Genomic DNA, 20737 nt, shown 5'->3' with positions numbered 1-20737 from the left:
GCCCGGCCCCCCGGCCCTTCGCCGCCGCGATGCCCCCCGAGGCGCCGCTGCCGATGCCCGTGCAGGACCTGGAGCGCTGGAATCCGGCCACCGGCCACCGCCCGGCATCGCCCCAAGCCGAACCGCTTCAAGCCAAGCCGTCCCGAGCCAAGCCCTGGCTCGCCCGCGCCTTCGTCTTCGGCGGGGCGGCGCTGCTCACCGCCTACGGCGCCCTGCAGATGTACGAGGTGGTGGCGGTCTCGGGCGGCACCACGGCGCTGCAATACGTGCTGCTCGCCCTCTTCACCCTGAACTTCTCCTGGATCGCGCTGGCCTTCACGGGGGCGATCCTGGGCTTCCTCGTGCTCCTGCGCGGGCTGAAGACCCCCGCCCTGCCCGAGCGCCTGACCACCCGCACGGCGGTGGTGATGCCGGTCTACAACGAGGCCACCGCCCGCACCTTCGCGGGCGTCGAGGCGATGCGGGCCGAGATCGACGCCACCGGCTACGGCGCGGCCTTCGACTACTTCGTCCTGTCGGATTCGACGCAAGGGGACGCCTGGATCGCCGAGGAGCGCGCCTTCCTGGCCCTGCGCGACCGCTGGGGGGCGGAGCCCCGGCTCTACTACCGGCACCGGCCGAAGAACCACCACCGCAAGGCCGGCAATATCGGCGACTTCGTCTCCCGCTGGGGCGCGGCCTACGACCACATGCTGGTGCTCGACGCCGACAGCCTGATGACCGGCCCCTGCGTGGTGCACCTGGCCGCCGCCATGGAGGCGGACCCGGATGCCGGCATCATCCAGTCGCTGCCGCTCATCATCAACCGCAACACCCTGTTCGCCCGGGTCCAGCAATTCGCCGCGCGGATCTACGGGCCGGTGATCGCCACGGGCCTCTCCGTCTGGTCGGGCCGCGACGGCAATTACTGGGGCCACAACGCCATCATCCGCACCCGCGCCTTCGCGGCCGCCTGCGGCCTGCCGGACCTGAAGGGCAAGCCGCCCTTCGGCGGCCACGTGCTCAGCCACGACTTCGTGGAGGCGGCCCTGATCCGGCGGGCCGGCTGGAGCGTGACCATGCTGCCGGCGCTGCCCGGCTCCTACGAGGAGAGCCCGCCCTCGCTCATCGACGTCGCCGTGCGCGACCGGCGCTGGGCGCAGGGCAACCTCCAGCACAGCCGCATCATCGGCACGGCGGGCCTGGCCCTCGCCTCCCGCCAGCACTTCGCCACCGGCATCGCCGGCTACGTCGCCTCGCCCCTGTGGCTGGCCCAGCTCGTGGTCGGTATCGCCCTGGTGCTCCAGACCGCCTACGTGCGGCCGGAATACTTCACCTCCGAGTTCGGGCTCTACCCGGTCTGGCCGCGCTTCGATCCGGTGCGCGCGCTCCAGCTCTTCGGCCTGACCATGGGCATCCTGCTGGCCCCGAAGGGCCTGGGCCTCATTCTCGCGCTGATCGACGGGCCGGTGCGCCGGGCCTGCGGCGGCGCGATCCGCCTCGTCCTCTCGAGCCTAATCGAGGTGCTGCTCTCGGCGCTCATCGCCCCCATCGCGATGCTGATCCAGTCGGGCTCGGTGTTCCAGATCCTGCTCGGGCGCGACACCGGCTGGAACCCGCAGCGACGCGACGACGGCTCGATCCCCTGGTCCGACATCGTGCGCCGCCACCGCTGGCACATGGCCCTCGGGCTGGTCACCGGGGTGGCGGCCTTCGCCATCGCCACCTCGCTGTTCCTCTGGATGTCGCCCACCATCCTGGGCCTCGTCCTGGCGATCCCGATCTCCTGGGCGAGCGGCCAGCTCGGCCTCGGGCTGGCCCTGCGGCGGCTCGGCCTGCTGATGACCCCGGAGGAGCGCACGCCCCCGTCCATCGCCACCCAGGCCGGCATCCTGAGCCGGCGCAACGCCGAGGCCGGCCTCGACGACGCGGATGCGCTCGCCGCGCTCCACGCCGATGCGGACCTCGCCGCGGCCCACGCGGCGATGCTGCCGGAGACCGCGCCGCGCCCGCGCGGGGTCATCGACCCCGACCGGGCACTGGCCCAGGCCAAGGTGGTGGAGGCGGAGGGCATCGCCGAGGCCCAGGCCTGGCTGACGCCGAAGGAGCGCATGGCCCTCCTGCACGACCGCGCCCTCCTCGACCGCCTCTCCCGCCTGGCGTCCTGAGCCCGAGCCGATCCGCCCGAACGAGCCCCGGACCCGGCGGTGACGCGCCGCCGCCGGGTCCGGGCGGGGTTTATCGTTTCAATCCCGGCCTCTCGTCACCGCCACCGGCCCCCGCGCCTTTGCCGCGGGGATGCCCGGTGAGAGGATACGGCGTTCCACCCAGGAACACCGAGGAACACCTTCCCCCGCCCGGCCCAGCCGCGGCGGGTTTTTCGTGGGCGGAGCCGCCCGCGACGTTGCCAAGCGGCGGCGCGTCGGTTCCGGCGTCCGGATTGACGGACCTCTTCCCGATGGAACGGGAGGCACGCCCGACGCGCGTCGCAACGGCGAGGTGTTCGACAGCCGCGAGGCGGCCAGGGTCGTCATCGAGCCAGGGCGAAGGCCCGACGCCCGCATCCGCCCGCCCGCCTCGCCCGGCGACCAATCCCCCCTGCGCCGGAGGTCGTCCCCTGGCCAACCTGGCAGCGCAACGCCGCTCGTCCGCCCCGCCATCGTCGCGCGGCCGACGATGCCCGAACTGCGAACCGGGGCCATGGGCGGGGGGCAGGCCACGCGCAGAGGAGATCGATTGGCGAGCGGCCACGACGCAACGCCGCATCACCGCCTCGGGGAGCCCCTGGCCGTGTCGCCGCAGCAGGCGCGGCCTTTCCCTCCCCCGGCAGACCGTCCTGCCGTGGCCGGAACGTTCGCCACGGACGAGCCGTGACTCACCGGCCGAGGCAGGAGGGAACGCCGATAGCCCTGCGATCGATGTCATGCGTTGGGGGGAACGATCTCCTGGCTTCGGTGACATCCGGACATGCAACGCCTCAAGACAGTCCCGCGGCGCTTTTTCAACGCCGTCAGACGATCGTTTCGTCAGTTCCTCGCCCTTCCGCTGGCCACCGTACTCTGCTTCGTCGGGCTGAATGCCCTGGTCTATCTGGCGGACCGATCCTGGTCCGGAGGCCAGGCACCGACCGGCTTCCGATGGCTCGGCAACCTTCTGGGCGACAGCGCCGCGCTTGGCAGTCTCCTGACCACGGTGGCATCCAGCATCATCACGGTCACCTCGATCACGTTCTCTCTGCTGCTCATCGCCGTGCAGCAGGGTGCCGCTGCCTTGACAGCGCAGGTCACCGATCAGTTCATGGCCCGACGTACGAACCAGTTTTACTTCGGTTATTTCGTGGGTCTGTCGGTCTTTGTGCTGATGACCCTCGTCACCAACACGAGCTTTCACCGCCCGGTGTTCGGCACGACCCTGGCGTTGCTGCTGACCACCTCGGCCCTCTGCCTCATCATCGTGATGATTTACAACACCATCGATCAGATGCGGCCAGCACAGATCATCCAGTTCATCCACGGCCGGGTGCTCGAAGCCCGCGCGCGGGACCTCCGCTTGCTCGACGCGACGCGCAGGACGTCCCGGCCCGGCTGGCCCGTCGTGGCCGCGATGCGCGCCCCGGAAAGCGGATACGTCGTCGGCATCGACCTGTCCCGCATCACGAAGGCCGTGGCGCGGCAGGCGAAGGGGGCGGTCGAGATCGAGTTCGACTTTGCGGTCGGTGCGTACCGCGCCGTGCAGGATCCTCTCTTCCGGGTCCGATGCCGGCCCGGTGTCACGCTCGATGCGGACGCTCGGGCCCTGATCGTCGACACGACCATGGCCGCACTCGATTTCGATGAGGGACGTGACCTGACGCACGACGCGGCGTACGGCCTGCACCAACTTGCGACCATCGCCTGGACCTCGGTCTCGACGTCGAAATCGAACCCGAGCCCCGGTCTCTCGGTGATCCAGGCCCTGCGTGACATCATCGCGCAATGGAGCCCTGGCGAGACCGAGACCCGGGAGGACGCGACGTCCTGTGTCGTCTACCGGGACGCTGCTCCGACGGTCGCGACCGACGCCCTTGAGGCCGTCATCGTGGTCGCGTCCGAGTCGATTCAGCCTCAGACCCTGGCCGAAGCGGTCACGACGATCGCGATCCTTCTGCGCCATGTCAGCCAGCCGACCGCCGAACGGCTCGCGGATGTCGCCCATCGCGCCTTGTCGAGCCTTGGCGAGCACGTCCTGACGCGTCAGCTGGAAGAGGCGCTCGCCGATCTCGCCGAGGCTTTGTACGAGAGGGGTTTCAGCGCGATCTCGGCTGCCGTGTCCGACGCGACGACGGCTCTTGCCGCCAGCCTCGGCCGGCTGAACTCGCGCTCCACCCGTGTGCCGGGGACGACATCGTAGCGGACCGGGTGTCGATCGGATGAACTTCCCCGCGCGGGGTCGCACGGCGAAGGCAGCGTGTTCGGGTCGGGTTCCGGTCGACCGGACGCCTCATGGCGCCGGTCATCCTGATGCAGAACACCATCGAAATGTTGCGGCCAGGCAACACAAGGTTTCTATCAAGTCGCTTTTTGGATTAGCCGCTTGAACGCCAAGAAATCGCGACGCTACAAATCTGCGTGAAGGCGGGCCGGATACAGCGTCAGACTCAATTTGAAGCAGTTTTTGCTTCTTTTTTGAGCCATGAGGCGTGATCTATAGCTTCCGGCGGCCGGGATCAGCAAGCCTCTAGGCGATTTGGAGATCTTCATGTCGGACCCCTCGCGTCTGCAGCCCTTGCGTGCTGCCGGACTGAGCTTCCTGTTGTGTGCGGGGGTGTCCCATGCGGCCCTGGGCCAGACTGCCGGCTATCAGGATCCCGGCCGGATCGGAGATGCCGCGAGCTGGCGTACGCCCGAGTACCTCGCCGATTACGGCAAGGCGTCGATGAACGCCGATCAGGCCTATGCCCGCGGCATCACGGGCAAGGGCATCCTGGTGGGGTCCGTCGACTCGGGCTTTCTCGGGACGCATCCGGAATTCGCCGGTCGTGCGACTGCCATCACCAACACGGGCAGCTATTCGTCCAGCAGCTTCCGCTATGACAGCGGCACGACGCGCTCGGACTTCTTCACCGCGGGCCAGCCTTATTCCGTGCCCGGCACCTGGGTGCAGGGCATCAACGACGACCATGGCACCCATGTCGACGGCACCATCGTGGCCAACCGCAACGGCATCGGCACGCACGGCGTCGCCTTCGGAGCGCAGCTGATCGCCACCAACACGAACGGGACCGACTCCTCGATCTACGGACCGAACGCAGACTACAGCCGGGGCTGCAGGAGGACGCCGCGGCGCAGGTTGACGCCGCCCTGGGGGCGGCCATAGACAGGGGTGCCGGTTGATTGGGGCGCAAATCGGTAGCAACGGGCCATTTCCCGCTGCTTCGGCAGAGGCAAATTCTTCAGCGTCTGCCAGGGTTTGGAAGGGTGGCCGAGTGGTTTAAGGCAGCGGTCTTGAAAACCGCCGTGGGGGCAACTCCACCGTGGGTTCGAATCCCACCCCTTCCGCCAATGATCTTGTAGAATCTCTTGAATATTCTGGGGTTTCGTTATGGGCGCCCCGAGGAGGCTTCATCAAACCGCAGGTTTCCAACCGGTTTGTACCGGCTGGAATCGCACGGCATCGGACCCTTGCCTGTGCTGAGACTAAGCGATTCCGATGATCCGTTTCTCTGGCTTGGTATGGGCATAACCAAACCAATGCCACGACACCTCGAAGAACCTCGCGGCCTTTTGCCAGCGCTGTCCCCTGAACCACGATCGACCCGAATATCAGCGCCGACTCTGGTATACCTTGTTCAAGCGTAGGACATTGGGCGACCTCTTCCGAGATTCATACCAGAATCATTGAGACCGGATGTGCCGCCTTCGGCTTTCATCCCCCTCATCGCGTGTCCGCTGGCACGTCGAGAATGCGAAGGGCTCACCATATTCGTTTCAGACAGAGAGAAACGAGCCAGTGATTGGGTTCGTACTGTGAAGGAGCCAGCAAGCCTTCATGAAGACCCGTATCGCTGCCCTCGCCACCGCCCTCGTCCTTGGCGTTGCCCCGATCTCGTCCGCCATGGCCTATGACAGCCCCGCCCGTTACACGTCCTTCGCGCCCTACGAGGCCGAGACCAAGGGCTCGGTCAACGATGTGCGCCGTCCCCGGCCTCTCTCGGCTGCCCGATGAGCTCGGCCGCCGAGGGCAACGCCAACCAGCAGAACTTCCCCATCCAGCAATAGGGCCAGACCTCGGGCGGACATCGCTGCTGATCGGAGGGACCCCCGGATGCTGCTGAACGGCGTCTCGTACGCCATGACCGCCGCCTTCGCGGGTGGCCTCGTCTTCACCATCGTCGGCTCGGCCTACGCCGTCCTGAGCCTGTAAGGGCCTCGCCGGACGGATCCGACTTTGAGACCTGCCCAGCCCCGGCCGCGGCGGGTCTTCTGCTGCGCCTGAGGATCCGTCTGCGCGGCAGGCTTCGCCCGAGGGTTAACGGCTCGTAAACGAATTGGCAGGCATGACGTGGTTCAGCGGCGCTGGTGCGCCCGAGCCACACCTCGAAAGGGCCTGGTGATGATCACGGTGACCTTCCTCGGCATGATGACCGCGGCCCTGACCGCTGCGGTGGCCGGAGCAATCAGCGATCCAGGCGCGCGATAAGCGCGCGAACGCCAGCGTGCTCAAACCGTGTCGGTCCCGCGAAAGCCGCTCGTCGAACGACGCATGTGACCCCCGCGCGACGGCGGAGGTTTCTCGTCCATCGGGGCGCTAATGGCCCTCACATCGGCATAATTGGACGATCAGACAGAGGCCGCACGCCTGTTCCTGGTCCCGTCCGATGTCACTCACTCGCTCCGTCCTACGCCAGCACCGCGAGGTCGCCGCTGTCGTGGCCACCTACGGGATGTTTCTCGGCGGCATTCTGGTGCTTGCCTGGGCCATGGCCTGATCCGCCGCGGCGAGCCTTGCCTCCTGAACCGCGCTCAGGGCCGCCTTTGACGTCCTGAATTCGCTTCCGGCGGGCTCCGGGCAAGGACGTTCGGCCTCGACGACCACCTCGGTGCGAAGCCGGTTTCCGACGCGTCCGGCAGCCTCAAGGCCCGCATCCAGCGCTGTCGCCGGATCCCGGAATTCAGGGCGCGAGCGAACGATCAGGACCCGATCCGGGCCTCGGTAGATTGCCCAGGCCCAAGGCGTCGGTTCGCCGATGACGGCCTCGGCTCGAACCGTCAAGGGCTGGCTCCGATCGAAGGGCGTGGCGCGCCCTGCCTGATCCTCGGTCGACACGGACATCGGCCTCACGCTGCGCTCAAGCGCTTGGTGTTGGCCGCCACATGCTCCCGGTAGCGCGCGATCACGGTCTCGGACGAGCCGCCCATCATCAGGGTGCCCGTCGCCTCGATCGCCGCATCGATCTTCTCGGCCACCATGGACTGCATCTCGTCCCGGCCCTCCCGGCCGCCCCAGGCCAAGCGCACGAGGCGCAACTCGATCACCTTCTGCGCCTCGAAGGCCAGCAGCATCGTCGACAGGAAGGGATTGTACACGGCACGCTCCTCGCCGCGGTCCCTGCGGCAGAGGGTCAACCTCGTCGATCTGCCGATTGATCCGCACCGCGTTGAGATCAAGCTCCGCGGCTGTGTTCGGCCGAGAAGGGAGCGGCCACCGAAGGCTGGAAGGCGGATCGCACACACGAAAGCGCCCCGAGGATGTCTCCTCGAGGCGCGTTGCGACGAAAGCGGCCAGGTGATCGGGGCTGGGGACGCTCAGGCCGAACCGAAAAGTCCCGTCGATCCTAGTAGGAGCCGAACTTGTAGTTCAGGCCGGCGCGGACGACGGCGAACTCGGTGTCGCGCACCTGACGGCCGCCGCTGACCAGGACGACGCCCGGGCTGGTGGTGGTGACGACGTTGCCGACGTTGTTGACCGCGAAGGCGCCGTTGTTGCGGTTGCCCTGGTCGAGGTTCACGTACAGACCTTCGATCTTCAGCGTGACGGCCGAGGAGCGGAAGAAGTTCAGGAACGAGTCGGTGGGGAGCGCGTACTCGACGCCGCCGCCGGCAGCCCAGCCGGTCTGGAAGTCGTCGCGGCTGGAGTTGGTCAGACCGAAGTCGCGACCGCCGCCCGAACCGTAGGCGAAGCCGCCGGTGCCGTACACGAGGGTGCGGTCGAAGGCGTAGCCGAGGCGACCGCGGACGGTGCCGAAGTAGTCGAGGCCCGAGACGCCGGCCGGGTTGAAGACCTGCTGGGCGGCCAGCGGGCCGGTGGCCGAGAAGCGGTTCCGCTCACGACCGAAGTCGACGTACTGGGCGTCGGCTTCGATACCGACGACCACGCCCGAGCCCGGGGTGAACTGGTAGTTGTAGCCGACCTGGCCACCGCCGACGAAGCCGTCGTTGCTCTGGCCGTTGCTGAAGGCGATGGCGGCCGTGGTGCCCGGCAGGACCAGAGTGCTGGCGCCGTTGACGCCGATGACGGTCGGCTGGCTGTTGCTGGAAGCGTCGAAGCCGTAACCGGCGTTGAAACCGGCGTAGAAGCCGGTCCAGGTGAACACCGGCACCGGCACGAACACCGGGGGCGCCGCGCGGCGCGGAAGGTCGGCGGCGGAGGCGGCGCCGGCGAGAAGGGCCGTGGCGGCGCTGGCGAGGATGAGGGTCTTGATCATGGTGGGTCTGCCGGTGAAATCTGCCGCGCACTCTCGGTGCGGTGTGAAGACACCTTAGCGACAGGGCAGACTTGGCGACTAGTGCAGATGCGCAACACCCAGATCAGATTGATGAAGCGCCAGATGGTCCAAGACTGCGTTAGGGTTTTACTTACCATGTTGTTGAGGGTTGCCTCAACTGACGGTGGCTCGATTGGTTCCGTGAAAAGCCGGAAAGCCGCGAAGCCGTCAACGCCCCACCGGCCTCGAGGAGACGAGTGGGATGCCGGCCGGCGTATCCAGGGCCTGATCCAGAACCAAGCCAACGGGTCCCTCGGGGATGCTGCTCACGGCGCGGCCTGAACGGAACGCCGTGGCAGGCGTCAGCCATGGTTCAGCAGCCGAGGCGCAGCCTTTGCTCTTGCCGGTCGGTTGAGCAGAGACCGGACGCCAATGAGGTTCAGGTCATGGTACGCGTGAAGGCCTTCGGGATAGCTACGGTGATGCTTGCCGGACTCGGTCTGGCAACGTCCGTCCACGCGGCTTCCCTTTCGTTCGATCCCTTCGAAGAGGGCCGCGGTGAGCCCGTCATCGAATTCGTCGCCGGTGGCTGCGGACCCGGCTTCCATCCCAATCCCTGGGGCCGCTGCCGCCCGAACGACCGCGGCTACGGCTATGGCGGCTACGGTGGACCTCGCCGGTTCTACGAGGGACGGCCCTACGGCTACGGTGAAGGGTATGGCCGTCGGGAGAGCTACGGCTACGACCGTCCGCGTCGATACTACGACGGCTATTGAGATCATCAGGGCTGGCGGCCCTCGGGCCGCCAGCCGTTCAAGCCGGCCCAGGCCTTGTCGATGATGCGCGTGCGCCGCTCGGCACGGTCCTGGGCGGCATCGGCGACGATGCGCAGCGCAGCCTCCATGGCCTCGGGGCCGCCGGCTGCCGCGGCGTCCTCGCCCTTTCGCCGGATCGCCGCCTGGAAGGCTTTCACCGCGGGTCCAGCCGTGGGGCCACTCTCGACGGCGGCAACGAGGCTCAGCAGAGCTTCGGCGATCGGTCCGATGGCCTCCTGCCAGGGGGGCGCAGGAGGCCGAGCCGGACTGTGCGGCGCCGCGGCGGACAGCATGGTCGTTCGTGGACGGATCAAAACGTCGTACTCCTGAGGCCGAGATATCGATGTGATGCCTGAGTGCCAAACGGCACGGCATTCCCGCTGCGGTAAGCCTAGATCAAGGTCACTGAACAAGTCACGGCCCACCGCCATTTGACGGAGACCGCGCAAACCCAAGTGGATTGTGCCATGAACACGCGTTTTGCTTCTCCCGTTGCTGCCGTCGTCCTGAGCCTCGGCGCGATGGCCTCGCCCGCCCTGGCCCAGAGCTATACCGCTCCCGCCGGCATTTCGGCCGCCGCGGCGCCCGGCAGCCACGCGGCCCGCAGCTACGACGACATCACCACCGGCTCCATCGGCTACGGACGGGACTACACCTCCGCTCAGCAGGGCAACGCCGAGCAAAACAACTTTCCCGTCTGGCAGTTCGGCCGCACCTCGGGCGGCACGGCCCGCTAAGCCTTCGATGCATCGAGACGACCAGCGGCGGGGCGAAAGCTCCGCCGTCCTCGTTTCAGGCGTTGGCCCTCGACGACCCCGTCAGGACATTGTCCGGGTCCGATAGCAACGCCTCCCAGCTCGGATCGCATCGGCGCAGCATGAGAAATGTCTAAGAAGGCTATAGGACATAGGATGTGTACGGGAGCGCGAAGGACGCTACGTTCCTCTTGAACATTAATCTTGTATCGATCATGCCTTTCTCTGAGATCTTCACAACCAGATGGCAGCATGACGAACAGCTTCGACAACCAGAACTCCAATCTTATCGACCTCACCGGCGATATCGTCTCCGCCTACGTCTCACACAATTCGACCCCGGTGTCCGAACTGCCGGGGCTGATCCAGAGTGTCCAGGCGGCGCTCACGCGCCTCGCCACCGGCATGGCAGAGCCTCCTCCGGAGGAGGTCCATGAGAAGGCCACGCCTGCGCAGATCCGCAAGTCGGTGACACCCGGCGGCATCGTCAGTTTCCTCGACGGCCGGACGTACAAGACGCTCAAGCGTCATCTGACCGGTCATGGCCTCGATCCGCACAGCTACCGTCAGCGCTACGGCCTTCCGGCCGACTACCCGATGGTCGCTCCGGATTATGCCGCCCAGCGCTCGGCCCTGGCCAAGTCGATCGGCCTCGGCCGGGTCGGCGATCGCAGCGAGGAGCCGCAGCCGAAGGCCAAGGATCGTGGCAAGGCCGCATAAGCTCTCCGGCGCGGAAGTTGATCGCCATGCGGCGCGCCGACGCGACCCGGACGCTCAGGGGCGACATCGCGGTCCCCCATCGACACGCACGACGCAAACCGACCGGGTCACCGAAGGCCTGCATCCCGAGGCCGAGCCCCGTTGCGTACCGGCTCGCCGGTGAGAGGGAGGAGCCGCTCCGCCGCCCCGCCGGCCCGGGCTCGGATCGGGCGGCGGGGCGGCTTCATTGAACGTTAACGATCCGATCCCCACTTTGGTCCCAGACCGATCATGGCTCTACGGCCCGATCGGATGCGGCCACGATGCCGGGATAGGGTGACGCCGGATGTACGCGCACCGTGCCCCAGCGTCCGTGGCCGTTGTTTTGTTTGGCCTTGGTGCAACCTTAACGGTTTGTTCGCGATGCCCGTTCAGGATGCCTCAACCTTTGGAGGATCCTGGCCCATGCGCGTGCTGCTGATTGAGGACGATGCCTCTGTTGCGCAGAGCATCGAGCTGATGCTCAAGTCCGAGAGCTTCAACACCTACACCACCGATCTCGGTGAGGAGGGGATCGATCTCGGCAAACTCTACGACTACGACATCATCCTGCTCGACCTGACCCTGCCCGACATCTCCGGCTACGAGGTGCTGCGGTCCTTGCGTGCCTCGAAGATCAAGACGCCCATCCTGATCCTGTCCGGCATGGCCGGCATCGAGGACAAGGTGAAGGGCCTCGGCTTCGGCGCCGACGACTACCTCACCAAGCCCTTCCACAAGGACGAGCTCGTCGCCCGCATCCAGGCCATCGTGCGGCGCTCGAAGGGTCATGCCCAGTCGGTGATCACCACCGGCGACCTCGTCGTGAACCTCGACCAGAAGACCGTCGCGATCGCAGGCAGCTACGTGAAGCTCACGGGCAAGGAATACCAGATCCTGGAGCTACTTGCCCTCCGCAAGGGCACGACGCTGACCAAGGAGATGTTCCTCAACCATCTCTACGGCGGCATGGACGAGCCCGAGCTGAAGATCATCGACGTCTTCATCTGCAAGCTGCGCAAGAAGCTCGCCAACGCCTCCTCGGGCAAGAACTACATCGAGACCGTCTGGGGCCGCGGCTACGTCCTGCACGATGGCGTAGCCGAGCTGCAGGCTCTGGCCGGCTGACCGGCACATCGTTCTGTGTGTGAGGTCGCATCACCGCCCAGCGCGCCTTCAGGGGCGGGATTGGATGCCACCCGGCACGTCGCGTCGGCCGAGGCCGCGATCAGCCTCGGCTGTTGATGCGCTCAGCGATCTTCAGGCCGGCGCGCTGGGCAACGGCCACTGCACGGTCGCGGCCTCTGACAGGTCGACCCGCGACTGCTAGGCCCTGACCGCGAACGCGCGAACGCGCCGCGTCGGTGCGGCCAGCCCAATCCTCAGCGACCCCATCGGTGGGCGCGGCCGCGTGGCGGCTGACCGACTGACCGGCAGCCTCGCCACCCAGGCCGAGGCGCACGGCGAGGCGGGCCTCGACCCCATCACGCAGGACAGCCTCACCGCCCCGGCCAACGACATTTTCGGCTTCGCGGGCGCGGATCTCGCCGTCCTGCCGGCGCCGACTCAGCCCCTGCCCGTCGCCACAGACGCCCGCGGCCTGACCAGCACAGCCGAGCGCACCCTTCGCCGCGACGGACGACCGGCCGCCAGAGTTGCCTCCCCTGCTCGACGCCGGCTCGGGCGGCACCTTCGTCAGGGACGATCCCGGCAGCGATGCCATCCGCGTCTGCGTCGGCCAGCCGGGCGGCGACCTCGTCCCGCCCGTGATCGCCGCAGGCAAACCGCAGGCCGGCCTGGCGGCGCCGGGTCGGGTCGAGCGGGCTCGAGGAGGAAGGCCGGGTCAGCGCCGATGCGATGGCGTTCACGGATACGCCCGGTCGGATTGCTGCCGGGCTCGACGAACCCGAACGGCAAGGCCGAGCCCGCGGCACCCTCTGGGCGCCGCGGGCTTGTTCGCCGTCAGTCCGTCTTGCTTCAGGCGAACAGCATCATGTCGTTGTGACCCTGACCCGCGCCGAGGTCGAGGTCGGTCACGCCCGCGAGCTGGAACGTCTCGCTCGCGCCACCATGGTCGGTATCCGCCGTGATCGTGTAGAGGTCCGTGCCCCCGGCTGCGTGGATCAGCTTGGCCCCTGAGCCGAAGCCGTAGAACGCCAGATGGTCACCCGCCGCCCCCGCGGCGGTGAAATCCATGACCTTGTCACCGTTGGTCTCGCCCGCGCGGAACACGAAGGTGTCCGCACCGCCCCCGCCGAAGAGCACGTCCCTGCCGCCGCTGCCGTCGAGGACGTTGGCCGCGCTGTTGCCGATCAGGATGTTGGACTGGAAGTTGCCCGTGCCGTTGATGGCCTCCCGACCCGTCAGCGTCAGGTTCTCCAGGTTGGCCTGCAGCTTGAACGTCACCGAGGCCAGCACGGTATCGGTGCCCTCATTGGCCAACTCGATCACCCGCTCGGTCGGGCTGTCGACGATGTAGGTGTCGTCGCCCGTGCCGCCATAGAGCGTGTCGTTGCCCGTGCCGCCGTCGAGGGTGTCGTTGCCCGCCCCGCCGGAGAGGGTGTCGTTGCCGGCGCCACCGGAGAGATGATTGTCGCCCGCGTTGCCGGTCAGCACGTTGGCCAGGGCGTTGCCGGTGCCGTCGATGCTGGACGTGCCGGTCAGCGTCAGGTTCTCGACGCCGCCGTCCAGGATGTAGGAGATCGAGGCCTCGACCGTGTCGGTGCCGCCGCCCGCATACTCCACCACCACGTCGCCCTTGGTGTCCACGACATAGGTGTCGTTGCCGGTGCCGCCCGCCATGATGTCGGCGCCGAGGCCGCCGTCGAGGCGGTCGTTGCCGGCATTGCCGTAGAGCTGGTTGTTGCCGGTGTTGCCGATGAGGACGTTGTCGAGGTCGTTGCCGCTGCCCTTGAGGTCGGCCGTGCCGGTCAGGGTCAGGTTCTCGAGGTTGGCCCCGAGATCGTAGCTGATCGCCGAGAGCACGGTGTCGATGCCCTCCTTGGCGGCCTCGACGACCACGTCGCCGCGCGCGTTGACGACGTAGGTGTCGTCGCCTGTGCCGCCGACCATGGTGTCGTTGCCGACGCCGCCGTCGAGCGTGTCGTTGCCGCCGAGACCGACCAGCCGGTCGTCGCCGGCGCCGCCCGACAGGGTGTTGGCGGCGTCATTGCCGGTGAGGATGTTGGCCAGGGTGTTGCCGGTGCCGTTGATGGCACTCGTCCCGGTGAGCGTCAGGTTCTCGACGTTGGCGGTGAGCGCGTAGGCGATCGAGGCGAGGACGGTGTCGCTGCCCTGGTTGGTGTACTCGATGACGGCGTCGCCGGCATTGTCGACCACGAAGGTGTCGTTGCCGAACCCGCCATACATCCGGTCGGCTCCGGCGCCGCCATTCAGCGTGTCGTTGCCCGAACCGCCGGCCAAGGCATTGTCGACACGATTTCCGACGATCGTATCGTTGCCTGCGCCGCCGATGGCATTCTCGATGATCGACGCCAGATTGTCGTCATAGAGGAGCGCATTGGCAATATTGCCGACCGCGTAATGGCCGGCACCGAGCAGGGCCAACTGACCAGCGGAGGTCACCGTCCATCCCCCGGGGGACAGATCGATACTTAGGTCCGTACCATAGTTTGAGAAGTCGTATGTATCATGTCCTCCGCCATCCCAAACCGTCATGAACAAGCGGTTTTGCGACGGGACGTAAAACCCGTTTCCGTCAATCGAGAGCTGACCTGTATCGGGGCTCCACTGGTACACGTTATCGCCGGCGTTGACGCTATAATTCGCTCCGTACATGTATTGCAGCGCCGCAATATCGTACATCATCAGCGATTGAGGAAAGCCGTTGGCCTCGTTGTAGGCGTACATTCCATCAGACCCGACGTAGGAATTGTAGGTCATGAGCGAATATTCGCTGGAATCATGGTCGTAGGTCATGGCGCCGAAGCTATCGGTCTCGTGACCGTGCTTCAGGCCGAGCGCGTGCCCAATTTCGTGAACGATGGAGTAAAAAGCATAATTTCCGACGACTGGATGATCGTACCACCCATTCGTGTTTCCATACCAACTGTCGCCGGCCTGGGGGGTATTGCCCGGATAGTAGGCCCACGCGGTCGAGGGCGTATCCGACATCGCAAAGCGCAAATCGCCGGCCCCTCCAGCCACCTCGGTGAAACTGACATTCGCGACTGAAGCAATGTGGCTCAAGGTGCTCCGGACAGCCTCCTGCTGCCAAGCGCTGAATGCCTCGAAGTTGTTGTTCTTCTCGCCACTATATTGGTACTGAGCGGGGTCTATCGGAAAACTGAACGTGATTTGGGGGTTCGCCCAGCGCACCCCCGATAGCAATCCGTCGACATCTTGATTGCCGCTTGCGAAGACAGACGCAGACGTATTCGCCAATTTCCCCTCCAACCAATATGACTTTGGCTTTTGAACGTTTCTTATGGCTGCTCACGTCCGGCCGACACCCGAATGATGCCCGGACATGCGCGCGTGCTCACCGACGTGCTCAGCATGTTGGCTTGGAAGTGCACCTTCCAAACCATGCTTTAATCATTCTTCGCAAGACTGTGGCCGCTGCGCGTCACCCAATTTGGGTGCAGGTGTAACCGCGTTGCTGTCTTGGTGGGCGTTGAGCATATCACAGCCGTGGCGGGCATTGCGTCGGAAGTCTTCATGAGAACCGATATGTGCTTAATGATTCCTTTCGCAGGCGGGTCGCGGTGTCCGCGGGCGCTCTCGCCTCGGCCGCTGAGTTCTCCCGCCGCTGAAGCCAGGATTCGTCGACCGGAAGTCGGATGACGAGGCCATCTCGGCTCAGGTATCGCGCCGCGTCGCAGGTCGGCCTTGGTTTGGCTCAGATGCCGATCAATACGGCGGCGGTCCAGGATCTCTCGATTTGCTCCGTGTCGTTGTCTTACTGCTGATCATCCTCACCTGTGGCGCCGCCCCGGATGCTACGGCTCGGCCATCGACCCGTCGCGTCCAACTGCCGCTTCAAAGCGCGACGGGGACACCGGGCGAGACCGATCCTGCCAGGGCCGACGGCCCGCTCGAGGAGGCGCATGCCAAGTCCGTGGCGGTGATGGACGCCTTCGATCGAAGGATCGCGACGCGGGCGCGCCGCGCCGTGTCGTCGATCTGCGATGGCTGCGCGTCGCCGCGCCGGGGCATCGAACCGCGCCGCGAGCGCTGGGAAGCGAGCGCCTTGCCTGACGGTGAGATCGTCGGCGACCCAGCCCAGGCCCCGCTCGACTAGGGTCTGTCATCGCGTGATCCCATCGCGGGCTGCGGCGCGGCAGAGGGCGCCCATGACGCTGGCGGCGGTCGTCTCGGATCGGGTGGCACGGGCGCGCCACTCTTCGAGCCCGGCCCAGGGGCGCGCGGGCGCGCCACTCTTCGAGCCCGACCCAGGGGCGCGCGCCCTGACGGCGGTTGTCGTCGATCCCGCCCGGGCAAGCGACGGGCGCCGCGTGGGGCCGGGGTGGGATCGCGGGCCGCGCGCCCAGGTTCCGGATGTGCTCGCCAAAGGCGTGGCTGGTGTCGCAGCGGTCCGGCAGCCCCAGCCGCCGCTCGGTGCGCGCAGGGCGGTGTCGTCGAGGACCACCCTCCCGCGTTGGACGCCCCGCGCCCGCAGGCTGCCGAACCTCTCGCCCCGAAGTGACCGGAGCCTCCGCTGCTGAACGCCGCAGACGGCCCCGGATCCGCTGACGACGAACAACGGCTCGGGTTTGCCGGCAAGACCGGGATGGTCGCCGCGGCGATCCTGAGCGGGGCGGCGGCCGGCAGGACCGCTTCGGCGATCCAGACGCCGATGCCGGCCCGGACCCGTCGCGACGCACAAGGGTGCGGTTTCAGGCCGCCATCACCCGTTCCGACGCCCTGAACCCCGTCAGACGGCCCGTACCAGCAGATCGATGAAGCGGCGGACCTTCGGGGCGAGATGGCGGCGGCTGGGATAGATGAGGCTGATCGGCACCGGCGGCGCGGCATGGTCCGTGACCAGCGCCACCAGCCGGCCCTCGGCCAGGTCGCGTTCGACGACATAGCCGGGAAGGAACGCCAGTCCCGCCCCGGAGACCGCCGCGTCGCGGAGCGCCTCGCCGCTGTCGAGCGACAGGCGGGCGCGCGGTGTGACCGCGACGGTCCGGCCCTCGACCGTAAAGCGCCACGGGCGCCTCTGCCCGGCGCTGACGTAATTCAGGCAGTCATGCCCCGCCAGATCGTCGGGATGCTGCGGCGCCGGACGGGTCGCCAGGTAGGCGGGACTCGCGACGACCAGATCGTGCTGCTGGGTCAGCGTCCGGGTGATGAGGCGGCTGTTCGCGCGGGGCTCGCCGATCCGGATCGCCAGATCGATCCCGTCCTCGATGAGATCGCTGACCCGATCGGTGAAGCTCACATCCGCCTTCAGCCGGGGCCAGCAGGCGAGGAAGTCGTTGAGCAGCGGCAGGATCACGACGCGTCCGAACGTCATCGGCGCGGTCATGCGAAACAGGCCCTGCGGCTCCCCGCCGCCATCGGACATCGACGTTTCCGCCGCTTCGAGGTCGGCGAGGATCTGCGTGCAGCGATCGAGAAACGCGCGGCCGTCGTCGGTCAGCCCCAGGCTGCGCGTCGTCCGGTGGAACAGGCGGACACCCAGACGGTCCTCGAGCCGGGCGACGCTCTTGGCGATCCCGGACCGCGTCATCGCGCGGGCCCGCGCCGCCCCGACGAAGCTGCCCGCCTCGGCGGCCGCGACGAAGGCGACGATGTCGTTGATGTTGCCCGGTGCCATGCGGCGTTGCCGCTCCCCCGCAGTGTCGACGTCCCGTCGCCAATCACCGGCGTATAACGGGGAGGTGAACGGATCAACGCCATCAGGAGCCCGCGACATGACCTTCAACGACACCGTGCGTCATCGTCTCGATCAATGGGCCGAAAGCCTGCGGGACCTCGCCCCCGTCATCCTGGGGCAGAACACGGCGGTGACGCTCGACGACATCCGCCGGTCGTACATCCGCACGATGGCCGAGCATCCGACCCCGGCCGACATGCGGATCGAGCCGGTCGACATGGGGGGCGTGCCGGCGACACTGATCACGCCGGCGCAGGTCGAGGGGGACCGCGTGCTCTTCTACATCCACGGCGGGGCCTACATCGTCGGCGGACCGGGCGGCTATCACGGGCTGGCCGCGGCGTTCGCCACGGCGTTGCAGGCGCGCGTCTACCTGCCCGATTACCGGCTGGCGCCGGAACACCCGTTCCCCGTTCCGATCGCGGATACGTTCGCAGCGTACCGCTGGCTGATCGCGCAGGGGCAGGATCCGGCATCGGTGACCTTCGCCGGGGACTCGGCCGGCGGGGCGATGGTGGTCTCGGTGATGGTCATGGCCCGCAACGCCGGCGTGAAGCTGCCGGCCGGCGGGGCGGCCCTCTCGCCCTGGGCGAACCTCGAGCACACCGGCGCGTCGATGGTCAATCGCGAGGGCTTGGACCTGCTGAACACCAAGGCGGGCCTCGACCTGATGGCCAGGACCTTCCTGGGCGGCGCTCTGCCGAACAGCCCGGAGGCATCCCCGGTCTTCGCGGATGTCCGCGGCCTGCCGCCGATCCTGGTGCAGATCGGCGAAGGCGAACTGATGCTGAGCGACGCCATCCGGTTCGCCGCGCATCTCGGCGAGAACCGCGTGCGCGTCTCGCTGGAGGTCTGGCCGGGCATGTTCCACGTCTGGCACGTGTTCCATGCCGAGCTGGCCGAAGGGCGCGAGGCCATCGCGAACGCGGCGGCGTTCCTGGAGCGGACCATGACGACGGCCTCCGCCGCTTAAGGGGGATCGCGGTCCCTGCGATCGGGCATGGCGACGCGGGGCGTCGGAGGGGCCCGTCCCCGCCGACGCATCCGCGGGACGATGACACGCGGATCCCGGCGCCGCGGGGGCGTTTTGAGGATCTGTTCACCACGCCCGCGGAAGCCGCTGCGGCGGCGCGTCGGGCCATCGCACTGCAACAAAGTCGAAAGGGATCGATCCTATCCACCCCCTCTTAACGATGAGGGCAAGGGCGATGGGCGCGAAGGTGCTCCTGGCACTGACGGTGGTGGTCTACCTGACGACCGGATCCGCTCCGCGGATGCGCGAGGTTCGCAACCCGGATGCCGAGGTGAGCGGCGGGCGGGTCGCGGCATCCCTGAAGCGGAACACCCTCTAGGGCCGCCGCTGCCGCGCGCGGGAAGCCCCATCCGCGCCACGGCCCGAACGGCGGCTGGTCCGAGCGGTTCCGACATGATCCGTTCGCGGCCGCGGCCGAAACGAAAAAGGGCCAGCCCGAAGGCTGGCCCCTGAGGGGAGGCGGTGCGGGCCGCTTACTCGGCGGCCGACATCTCGGGCGTGAAGTGTCCGCACCAGTCGCTGGTGGCGACCACCGGCCAGAGGCCCTTCGACTCCGGGGCCGGCTGGGTCACGGGCGGGTTGTAGCGGCACAGGCCCTCTTCGCCGGCCGCCTGGGCGCCGTTCACCTTGTGCTCGTCGAAGAACTTGCAGCTGTCGCAATGCGCGTGGCCGGCCATGGGAGCTCCTTGGGAAGTGCGCGGCGGCGAAGGCCGCGCTCAGTTGCGAATTAGATCAATTCCAATCTGACTGTCAACGGCTGGCCCGGACACCGGTTCCCGTACGTCGGGGGAAGACTGCCTCGGCAAGCGGGACGCCGCGGCGGGGGGCGCCCCGCGCGCGCCGTCAGTGCTCGGTGCCCGGCATGTTCTCGCGCGGCGTGCCGCCGTGGTCCCGCACGAAGCTCGATCGCTTCGGGTCGTTCTTCAGGTCGGCGACCTGCTTACGGGCCGCGAGGGCGAGGAAGCCGATGCCGCCGAGGGTTCCCAGGGCCAGGATCAAAAGTGGATAGCCGGCACTCATCCGTCACACTCCGGTTGACCCCGCTCGGACGTTTGGGGCGATCATGCATAATGCTGCAGAATACGCGGAGGTTGCGCAGGAAATTTCCGAATCGGGGCGCGGCCGGCTGGCGCTCCAGGGCGATGACGGTGTTTGGAAGAGCGATCCGACCTCCTTCGTATCCGGTCCGGACCTTTGCCGATCGCTGGGCCCCATCGTCCGCGGGCCGCCGGGAAGGCTTGGCGCAGAAGGCCTCGGCTTGGCTCCAAAGTCCTTGGGGTTGCAGCCCCTCCCCGCCTCAGACCTTCCCGTGCGGCAGCGGGCGGGCTGCCGCATCCCACAGCCAGGCGGCGGCGAGATAGGAGACTTCCACCGCCGCCAGCATCAGCACGGCATCGCCGAGCACGGAGGTCAGGTCCCTCTGGTTGAGGGCGCCTTCGAGACCCATGGCGACCGCCAGCAGCGCGACGAGCGCCAGCAAGCCCGGGACTCGGAACGCGCGGCTGGCCGCAGCGCCCAGGAGAAGGAAGGACAGGGTCAACATGGCATCACCGAAGGTAGGCCCGTTCAGACTACCTACGGTCCACGAAGGAACAAGTTCCACAAATAGGCTAGTTTGTGCTCTGCGGTATTAGTCGTGCATTGCAAAAAGCAGCATGTCAAAAGTGTTGTCAGGTCGAGATCGACACAGGTCAGAGGACAGGTCCGCGGATAGTCGAGTCGAGCCGATCATCGGGCCTTTCGCGACACCGCGGGCACGCGGCGTCCCTCCGGCCGAGGCACGCCGCGCCGTGCTTCGGCCCCCATGTCCGGGTCGGACGGGACGTGGTAGAGGCGAAGGACGCAAGGCCCCTCTAAGGCCCCCGCCCCGGAACACGCGATGCCCCGCCT

19 protein-coding genes, 1 tRNA gene and 1 pseudogene are annotated in these 20737 nt (G+C 67.4%); 12 read left to right on the top strand and 9 right to left on the bottom strand.

The window, feature by feature from the left end:
• Window positions 1-29 precede the first annotated feature (29 nt).
• From mdoH to AC0IY1_RS24855, 5 genes and pseudogenes are all read left to right on the top strand, one after another.
• Complete coding sequence (gene mdoH, locus AC0IY1_RS24875; RefSeq protein WP_471773228.1) at window positions 30-2147, top strand: glucans biosynthesis glucosyltransferase MdoH; 2118 nt, start codon at window positions 30-32, stop codon at window positions 2145-2147.
• 799 nt (window positions 2148-2946) lie between these two features.
• Window positions 2947-4368, top strand: coding sequence for a DUF2254 family protein (locus AC0IY1_RS24870; protein ID WP_471773226.1), 1422 nt, complete (start codon window positions 2947-2949; stop codon window positions 4366-4368).
• Between the two features lie 348 nt (window positions 4369-4716).
• On the top strand, window positions 4717-5334 hold the full coding sequence (locus tag AC0IY1_RS24865; RefSeq protein ID WP_471773225.1) for a S8 family serine peptidase: 618 nt from the start codon (window positions 4717-4719) through the stop codon (window positions 5332-5334).
• Window positions 5335-5429: 95 nt separating this feature from the next.
• Window positions 5430-5519, top strand: a tRNA-Ser gene (locus tag AC0IY1_RS24860).
• A 487-nt stretch (window positions 5520-6006) separates the two neighbouring features.
• Window positions 6007-6236 (top strand): annotated as a pseudogene (locus AC0IY1_RS24855) (hypothetical protein).
• Between the two features lie 1059 nt (window positions 6237-7295).
• Here AC0IY1_RS24855 and AC0IY1_RS24850 read toward each other — a convergent pair.
• Both AC0IY1_RS24850 and AC0IY1_RS24845 read right to left on the bottom strand, forming a co-directional pair.
• Window positions 7296-7544, bottom strand: a complete 249-nt coding sequence (locus AC0IY1_RS24850; RefSeq protein WP_471773224.1) for a hypothetical protein — start codon at window positions 7542-7544, stop codon at window positions 7296-7298.
• 248 nt (window positions 7545-7792) lie between these two features.
• Complete coding sequence (locus AC0IY1_RS24845) at window positions 7793-8662, bottom strand: outer membrane protein (RefSeq protein ID WP_471773223.1); 870 nt, start codon at window positions 8660-8662, stop codon at window positions 7793-7795.
• Between the two features lie 446 nt (window positions 8663-9108).
• On the opposite strand from AC0IY1_RS24845, the gene AC0IY1_RS24840 reads away from it, so the two are divergent.
• The gene (locus AC0IY1_RS24840; protein ID WP_055953974.1) at window positions 9109-9438 is read left to right on the top strand and encodes a GCG_CRPN prefix-to-repeats domain-containing protein; all 330 of its coding nucleotides are present in this window, start codon (window positions 9109-9111) and stop codon (window positions 9436-9438) included.
• 5 nt (window positions 9439-9443) lie between these two features.
• Here the strand turns inward: AC0IY1_RS24840 and AC0IY1_RS24835 are convergent, their stop codons facing one another.
• On the bottom strand, window positions 9444-9770 hold the full coding sequence (locus tag AC0IY1_RS24835) for a hypothetical protein (RefSeq protein ID WP_055953971.1): 327 nt from the start codon (window positions 9768-9770) through the stop codon (window positions 9444-9446).
• A 174-nt stretch (window positions 9771-9944) separates the two neighbouring features.
• On the opposite strand from AC0IY1_RS24835, the gene AC0IY1_RS24830 reads away from it, so the two are divergent.
• The 3 genes from AC0IY1_RS24830 (at window position 9945) to ctrA (ending at window position 12098) form a co-directional block, all read left to right on the top strand.
• Window positions 9945-10214, top strand: coding sequence for a hypothetical protein (locus AC0IY1_RS24830; protein WP_055953968.1), 270 nt, complete (start codon window positions 9945-9947; stop codon window positions 10212-10214).
• Window positions 10215-10484: 270 nt separating this feature from the next.
• Entirely contained in the window at window positions 10485-10952 is a 468-nt protein-coding gene (locus tag AC0IY1_RS24825) for a Ros/MucR family transcriptional regulator (RefSeq protein WP_055953965.1), read from the top strand.
• Window positions 10953-11396: 444 nt separating this feature from the next.
• Entirely contained in the window at window positions 11397-12098 is a 702-nt protein-coding gene (gene ctrA, locus AC0IY1_RS24820; RefSeq protein ID WP_471773221.1) for a response regulator transcription factor CtrA, read from the top strand.
• 100 nt (window positions 12099-12198) lie between these two features.
• Here ctrA and AC0IY1_RS24815 read toward each other — a convergent pair whose 3' ends face one another.
• Both AC0IY1_RS24815 and AC0IY1_RS24810 read right to left on the bottom strand, forming a co-directional pair.
• Window positions 12199-12693 (bottom strand): hypothetical protein, encoded by a 495-nt coding sequence (locus AC0IY1_RS24815; protein ID WP_471773220.1) that lies wholly within the window; start codon window positions 12691-12693, stop codon window positions 12199-12201.
• 254 nt (window positions 12694-12947) lie between these two features.
• Complete coding sequence (locus AC0IY1_RS24810; RefSeq protein WP_471773219.1) at window positions 12948-15374, bottom strand: M10 family metallopeptidase; 2427 nt, start codon at window positions 15372-15374, stop codon at window positions 12948-12950.
• A gap of 685 nt (window positions 15375-16059) precedes the next feature.
• On the opposite strand from AC0IY1_RS24810, the gene AC0IY1_RS24805 reads away from it, so the two are divergent.
• Complete coding sequence (locus tag AC0IY1_RS24805; RefSeq protein WP_181017439.1) at window positions 16060-16233, top strand: hypothetical protein; 174 nt, start codon at window positions 16060-16062, stop codon at window positions 16231-16233.
• Between the two features lie 633 nt (window positions 16234-16866).
• Here AC0IY1_RS24805 and AC0IY1_RS24800 read toward each other — a convergent pair.
• Window positions 16867-17868 carry a LysR family transcriptional regulator gene (locus AC0IY1_RS24800; protein ID WP_471773217.1) on the bottom strand — a complete coding sequence of 334 codons (1002 nt, stop codon included), beginning with the start codon at window positions 17866-17868 and terminating at the stop codon, window positions 16867-16869.
• On the opposite strand from AC0IY1_RS24800, the gene AC0IY1_RS24795 reads away from it, so the two are divergent.
• Window positions 17852-18787 carry an alpha/beta hydrolase gene (locus AC0IY1_RS24795; protein ID WP_471773216.1) on the top strand — a complete coding sequence of 312 codons (936 nt, stop codon included), beginning with the start codon at window positions 17852-17854 and terminating at the stop codon, window positions 18785-18787. The genes AC0IY1_RS24800 and AC0IY1_RS24795 overlap by 17 nt on opposite strands.
• Before the next feature lie 235 nt (window positions 18788-19022).
• Entirely contained in the window at window positions 19023-19166 is a 144-nt protein-coding gene (locus AC0IY1_RS24790; RefSeq protein ID WP_181017440.1) for a hypothetical protein, read from the top strand.
• A gap of 154 nt (window positions 19167-19320) precedes the next feature.
• Here the strand turns inward: AC0IY1_RS24790 and AC0IY1_RS24785 are convergent, their stop codons facing one another.
• The 3 genes from AC0IY1_RS24785 to AC0IY1_RS24775 all read right to left on the bottom strand — a co-directional run bounded on the left by AC0IY1_RS24785 (window position 19321) and on the right by AC0IY1_RS24775 (window position 20390).
• Entirely contained in the window at window positions 19321-19524 is a 204-nt protein-coding gene (locus AC0IY1_RS24785; RefSeq protein ID WP_055953942.1) for a hypothetical protein, read from the bottom strand.
• Between the two features lie 166 nt (window positions 19525-19690).
• Window positions 19691-19867: a hypothetical protein gene (locus AC0IY1_RS24780; protein ID WP_181017441.1), complete on the bottom strand. Its 177-nt coding sequence runs from the start codon at window positions 19865-19867 to the stop codon at window positions 19691-19693.
• 277 nt (window positions 19868-20144) lie between these two features.
• Window positions 20145-20390 carry a hypothetical protein gene (locus AC0IY1_RS24775; protein ID WP_055953939.1) on the bottom strand — a complete coding sequence of 82 codons (246 nt, stop codon included), beginning with the start codon at window positions 20388-20390 and terminating at the stop codon, window positions 20145-20147.
• Between the last annotated feature and the right edge of the window lie 347 nt (window positions 20391-20737).

The organism is Methylobacterium sp. AC690 (assembly GCF_979256535.1).
This window is presented reverse-complemented; position numbering and strand designations above follow the sequence as displayed.

Bases quoted from the DNA above. Each gene is read 5' to 3' on its own strand.
- AC0IY1_RS24845 (WP_471773223.1), bottom strand. From the start codon at position 8,662: ATGATCAAGACCCTCATCCTCGCCAGCGCCGCCACGGCCCTTCTCGCC.
- AC0IY1_RS24780 (WP_181017441.1), bottom strand. From the start codon at position 19,867: ATGAGTGCCGGCTATCCACTTTTGATCCTGGCCCTGGGAACCCTCGGC.
- AC0IY1_RS24830 (WP_055953968.1), top strand. From the start codon at position 9,945: ATGAACACGCGTTTTGCTTCTCCCGTTGCTGCCGTCGTCCTGAGCCTC.
- AC0IY1_RS24790 (WP_181017440.1), top strand. From the start codon at position 19,023: ATGGGCGCGAAGGTGCTCCTGGCACTGACGGTGGTGGTCTACCTGACG.
- AC0IY1_RS24835 (WP_055953971.1), bottom strand. From the start codon at position 9,770: ATGCTGTCCGCCGCGGCGCCGCACAGTCCGGCTCGGCCTCCTGCGCCC.
- AC0IY1_RS24805 (WP_181017439.1), top strand. From the start codon at position 16,060: ATGGACGCCTTCGATCGAAGGATCGCGACGCGGGCGCGCCGCGCCGTG.
- AC0IY1_RS24785 (WP_055953942.1), bottom strand. From the start codon at position 19,524: ATGGCCGGCCACGCGCATTGCGACAGCTGCAAGTTCTTCGACGAGCAC.
- AC0IY1_RS24840 (WP_055953974.1), top strand. From the start codon at position 9,109: ATGGTACGCGTGAAGGCCTTCGGGATAGCTACGGTGATGCTTGCCGGA.
- AC0IY1_RS24870 (WP_471773226.1), top strand. From the start codon at position 2,947: ATGCAACGCCTCAAGACAGTCCCGCGGCGCTTTTTCAACGCCGTCAGA.
- AC0IY1_RS24825 (WP_055953965.1), top strand. From the start codon at position 10,485: ATGACGAACAGCTTCGACAACCAGAACTCCAATCTTATCGACCTCACC.
- AC0IY1_RS24775 (WP_055953939.1), bottom strand. From the start codon at position 20,390: ATGTTGACCCTGTCCTTCCTTCTCCTGGGCGCTGCGGCCAGCCGCGCG.
- ctrA (WP_471773221.1), top strand. From the start codon at position 11,397: ATGCGCGTGCTGCTGATTGAGGACGATGCCTCTGTTGCGCAGAGCATC.
- mdoH (WP_471773228.1), top strand. From the start codon at position 30: ATGCCCCCCGAGGCGCCGCTGCCGATGCCCGTGCAGGACCTGGAGCGC.
- AC0IY1_RS24865 (WP_471773225.1), top strand. From the start codon at position 4,717: ATGTCGGACCCCTCGCGTCTGCAGCCCTTGCGTGCTGCCGGACTGAGC.
- AC0IY1_RS24795 (WP_471773216.1), top strand. From the start codon at position 17,852: ATGACCTTCAACGACACCGTGCGTCATCGTCTCGATCAATGGGCCGAA.
- AC0IY1_RS24815 (WP_471773220.1), bottom strand. From the start codon at position 12,693: ATGGCATCGCTGCCGGGATCGTCCCTGACGAAGGTGCCGCCCGAGCCG.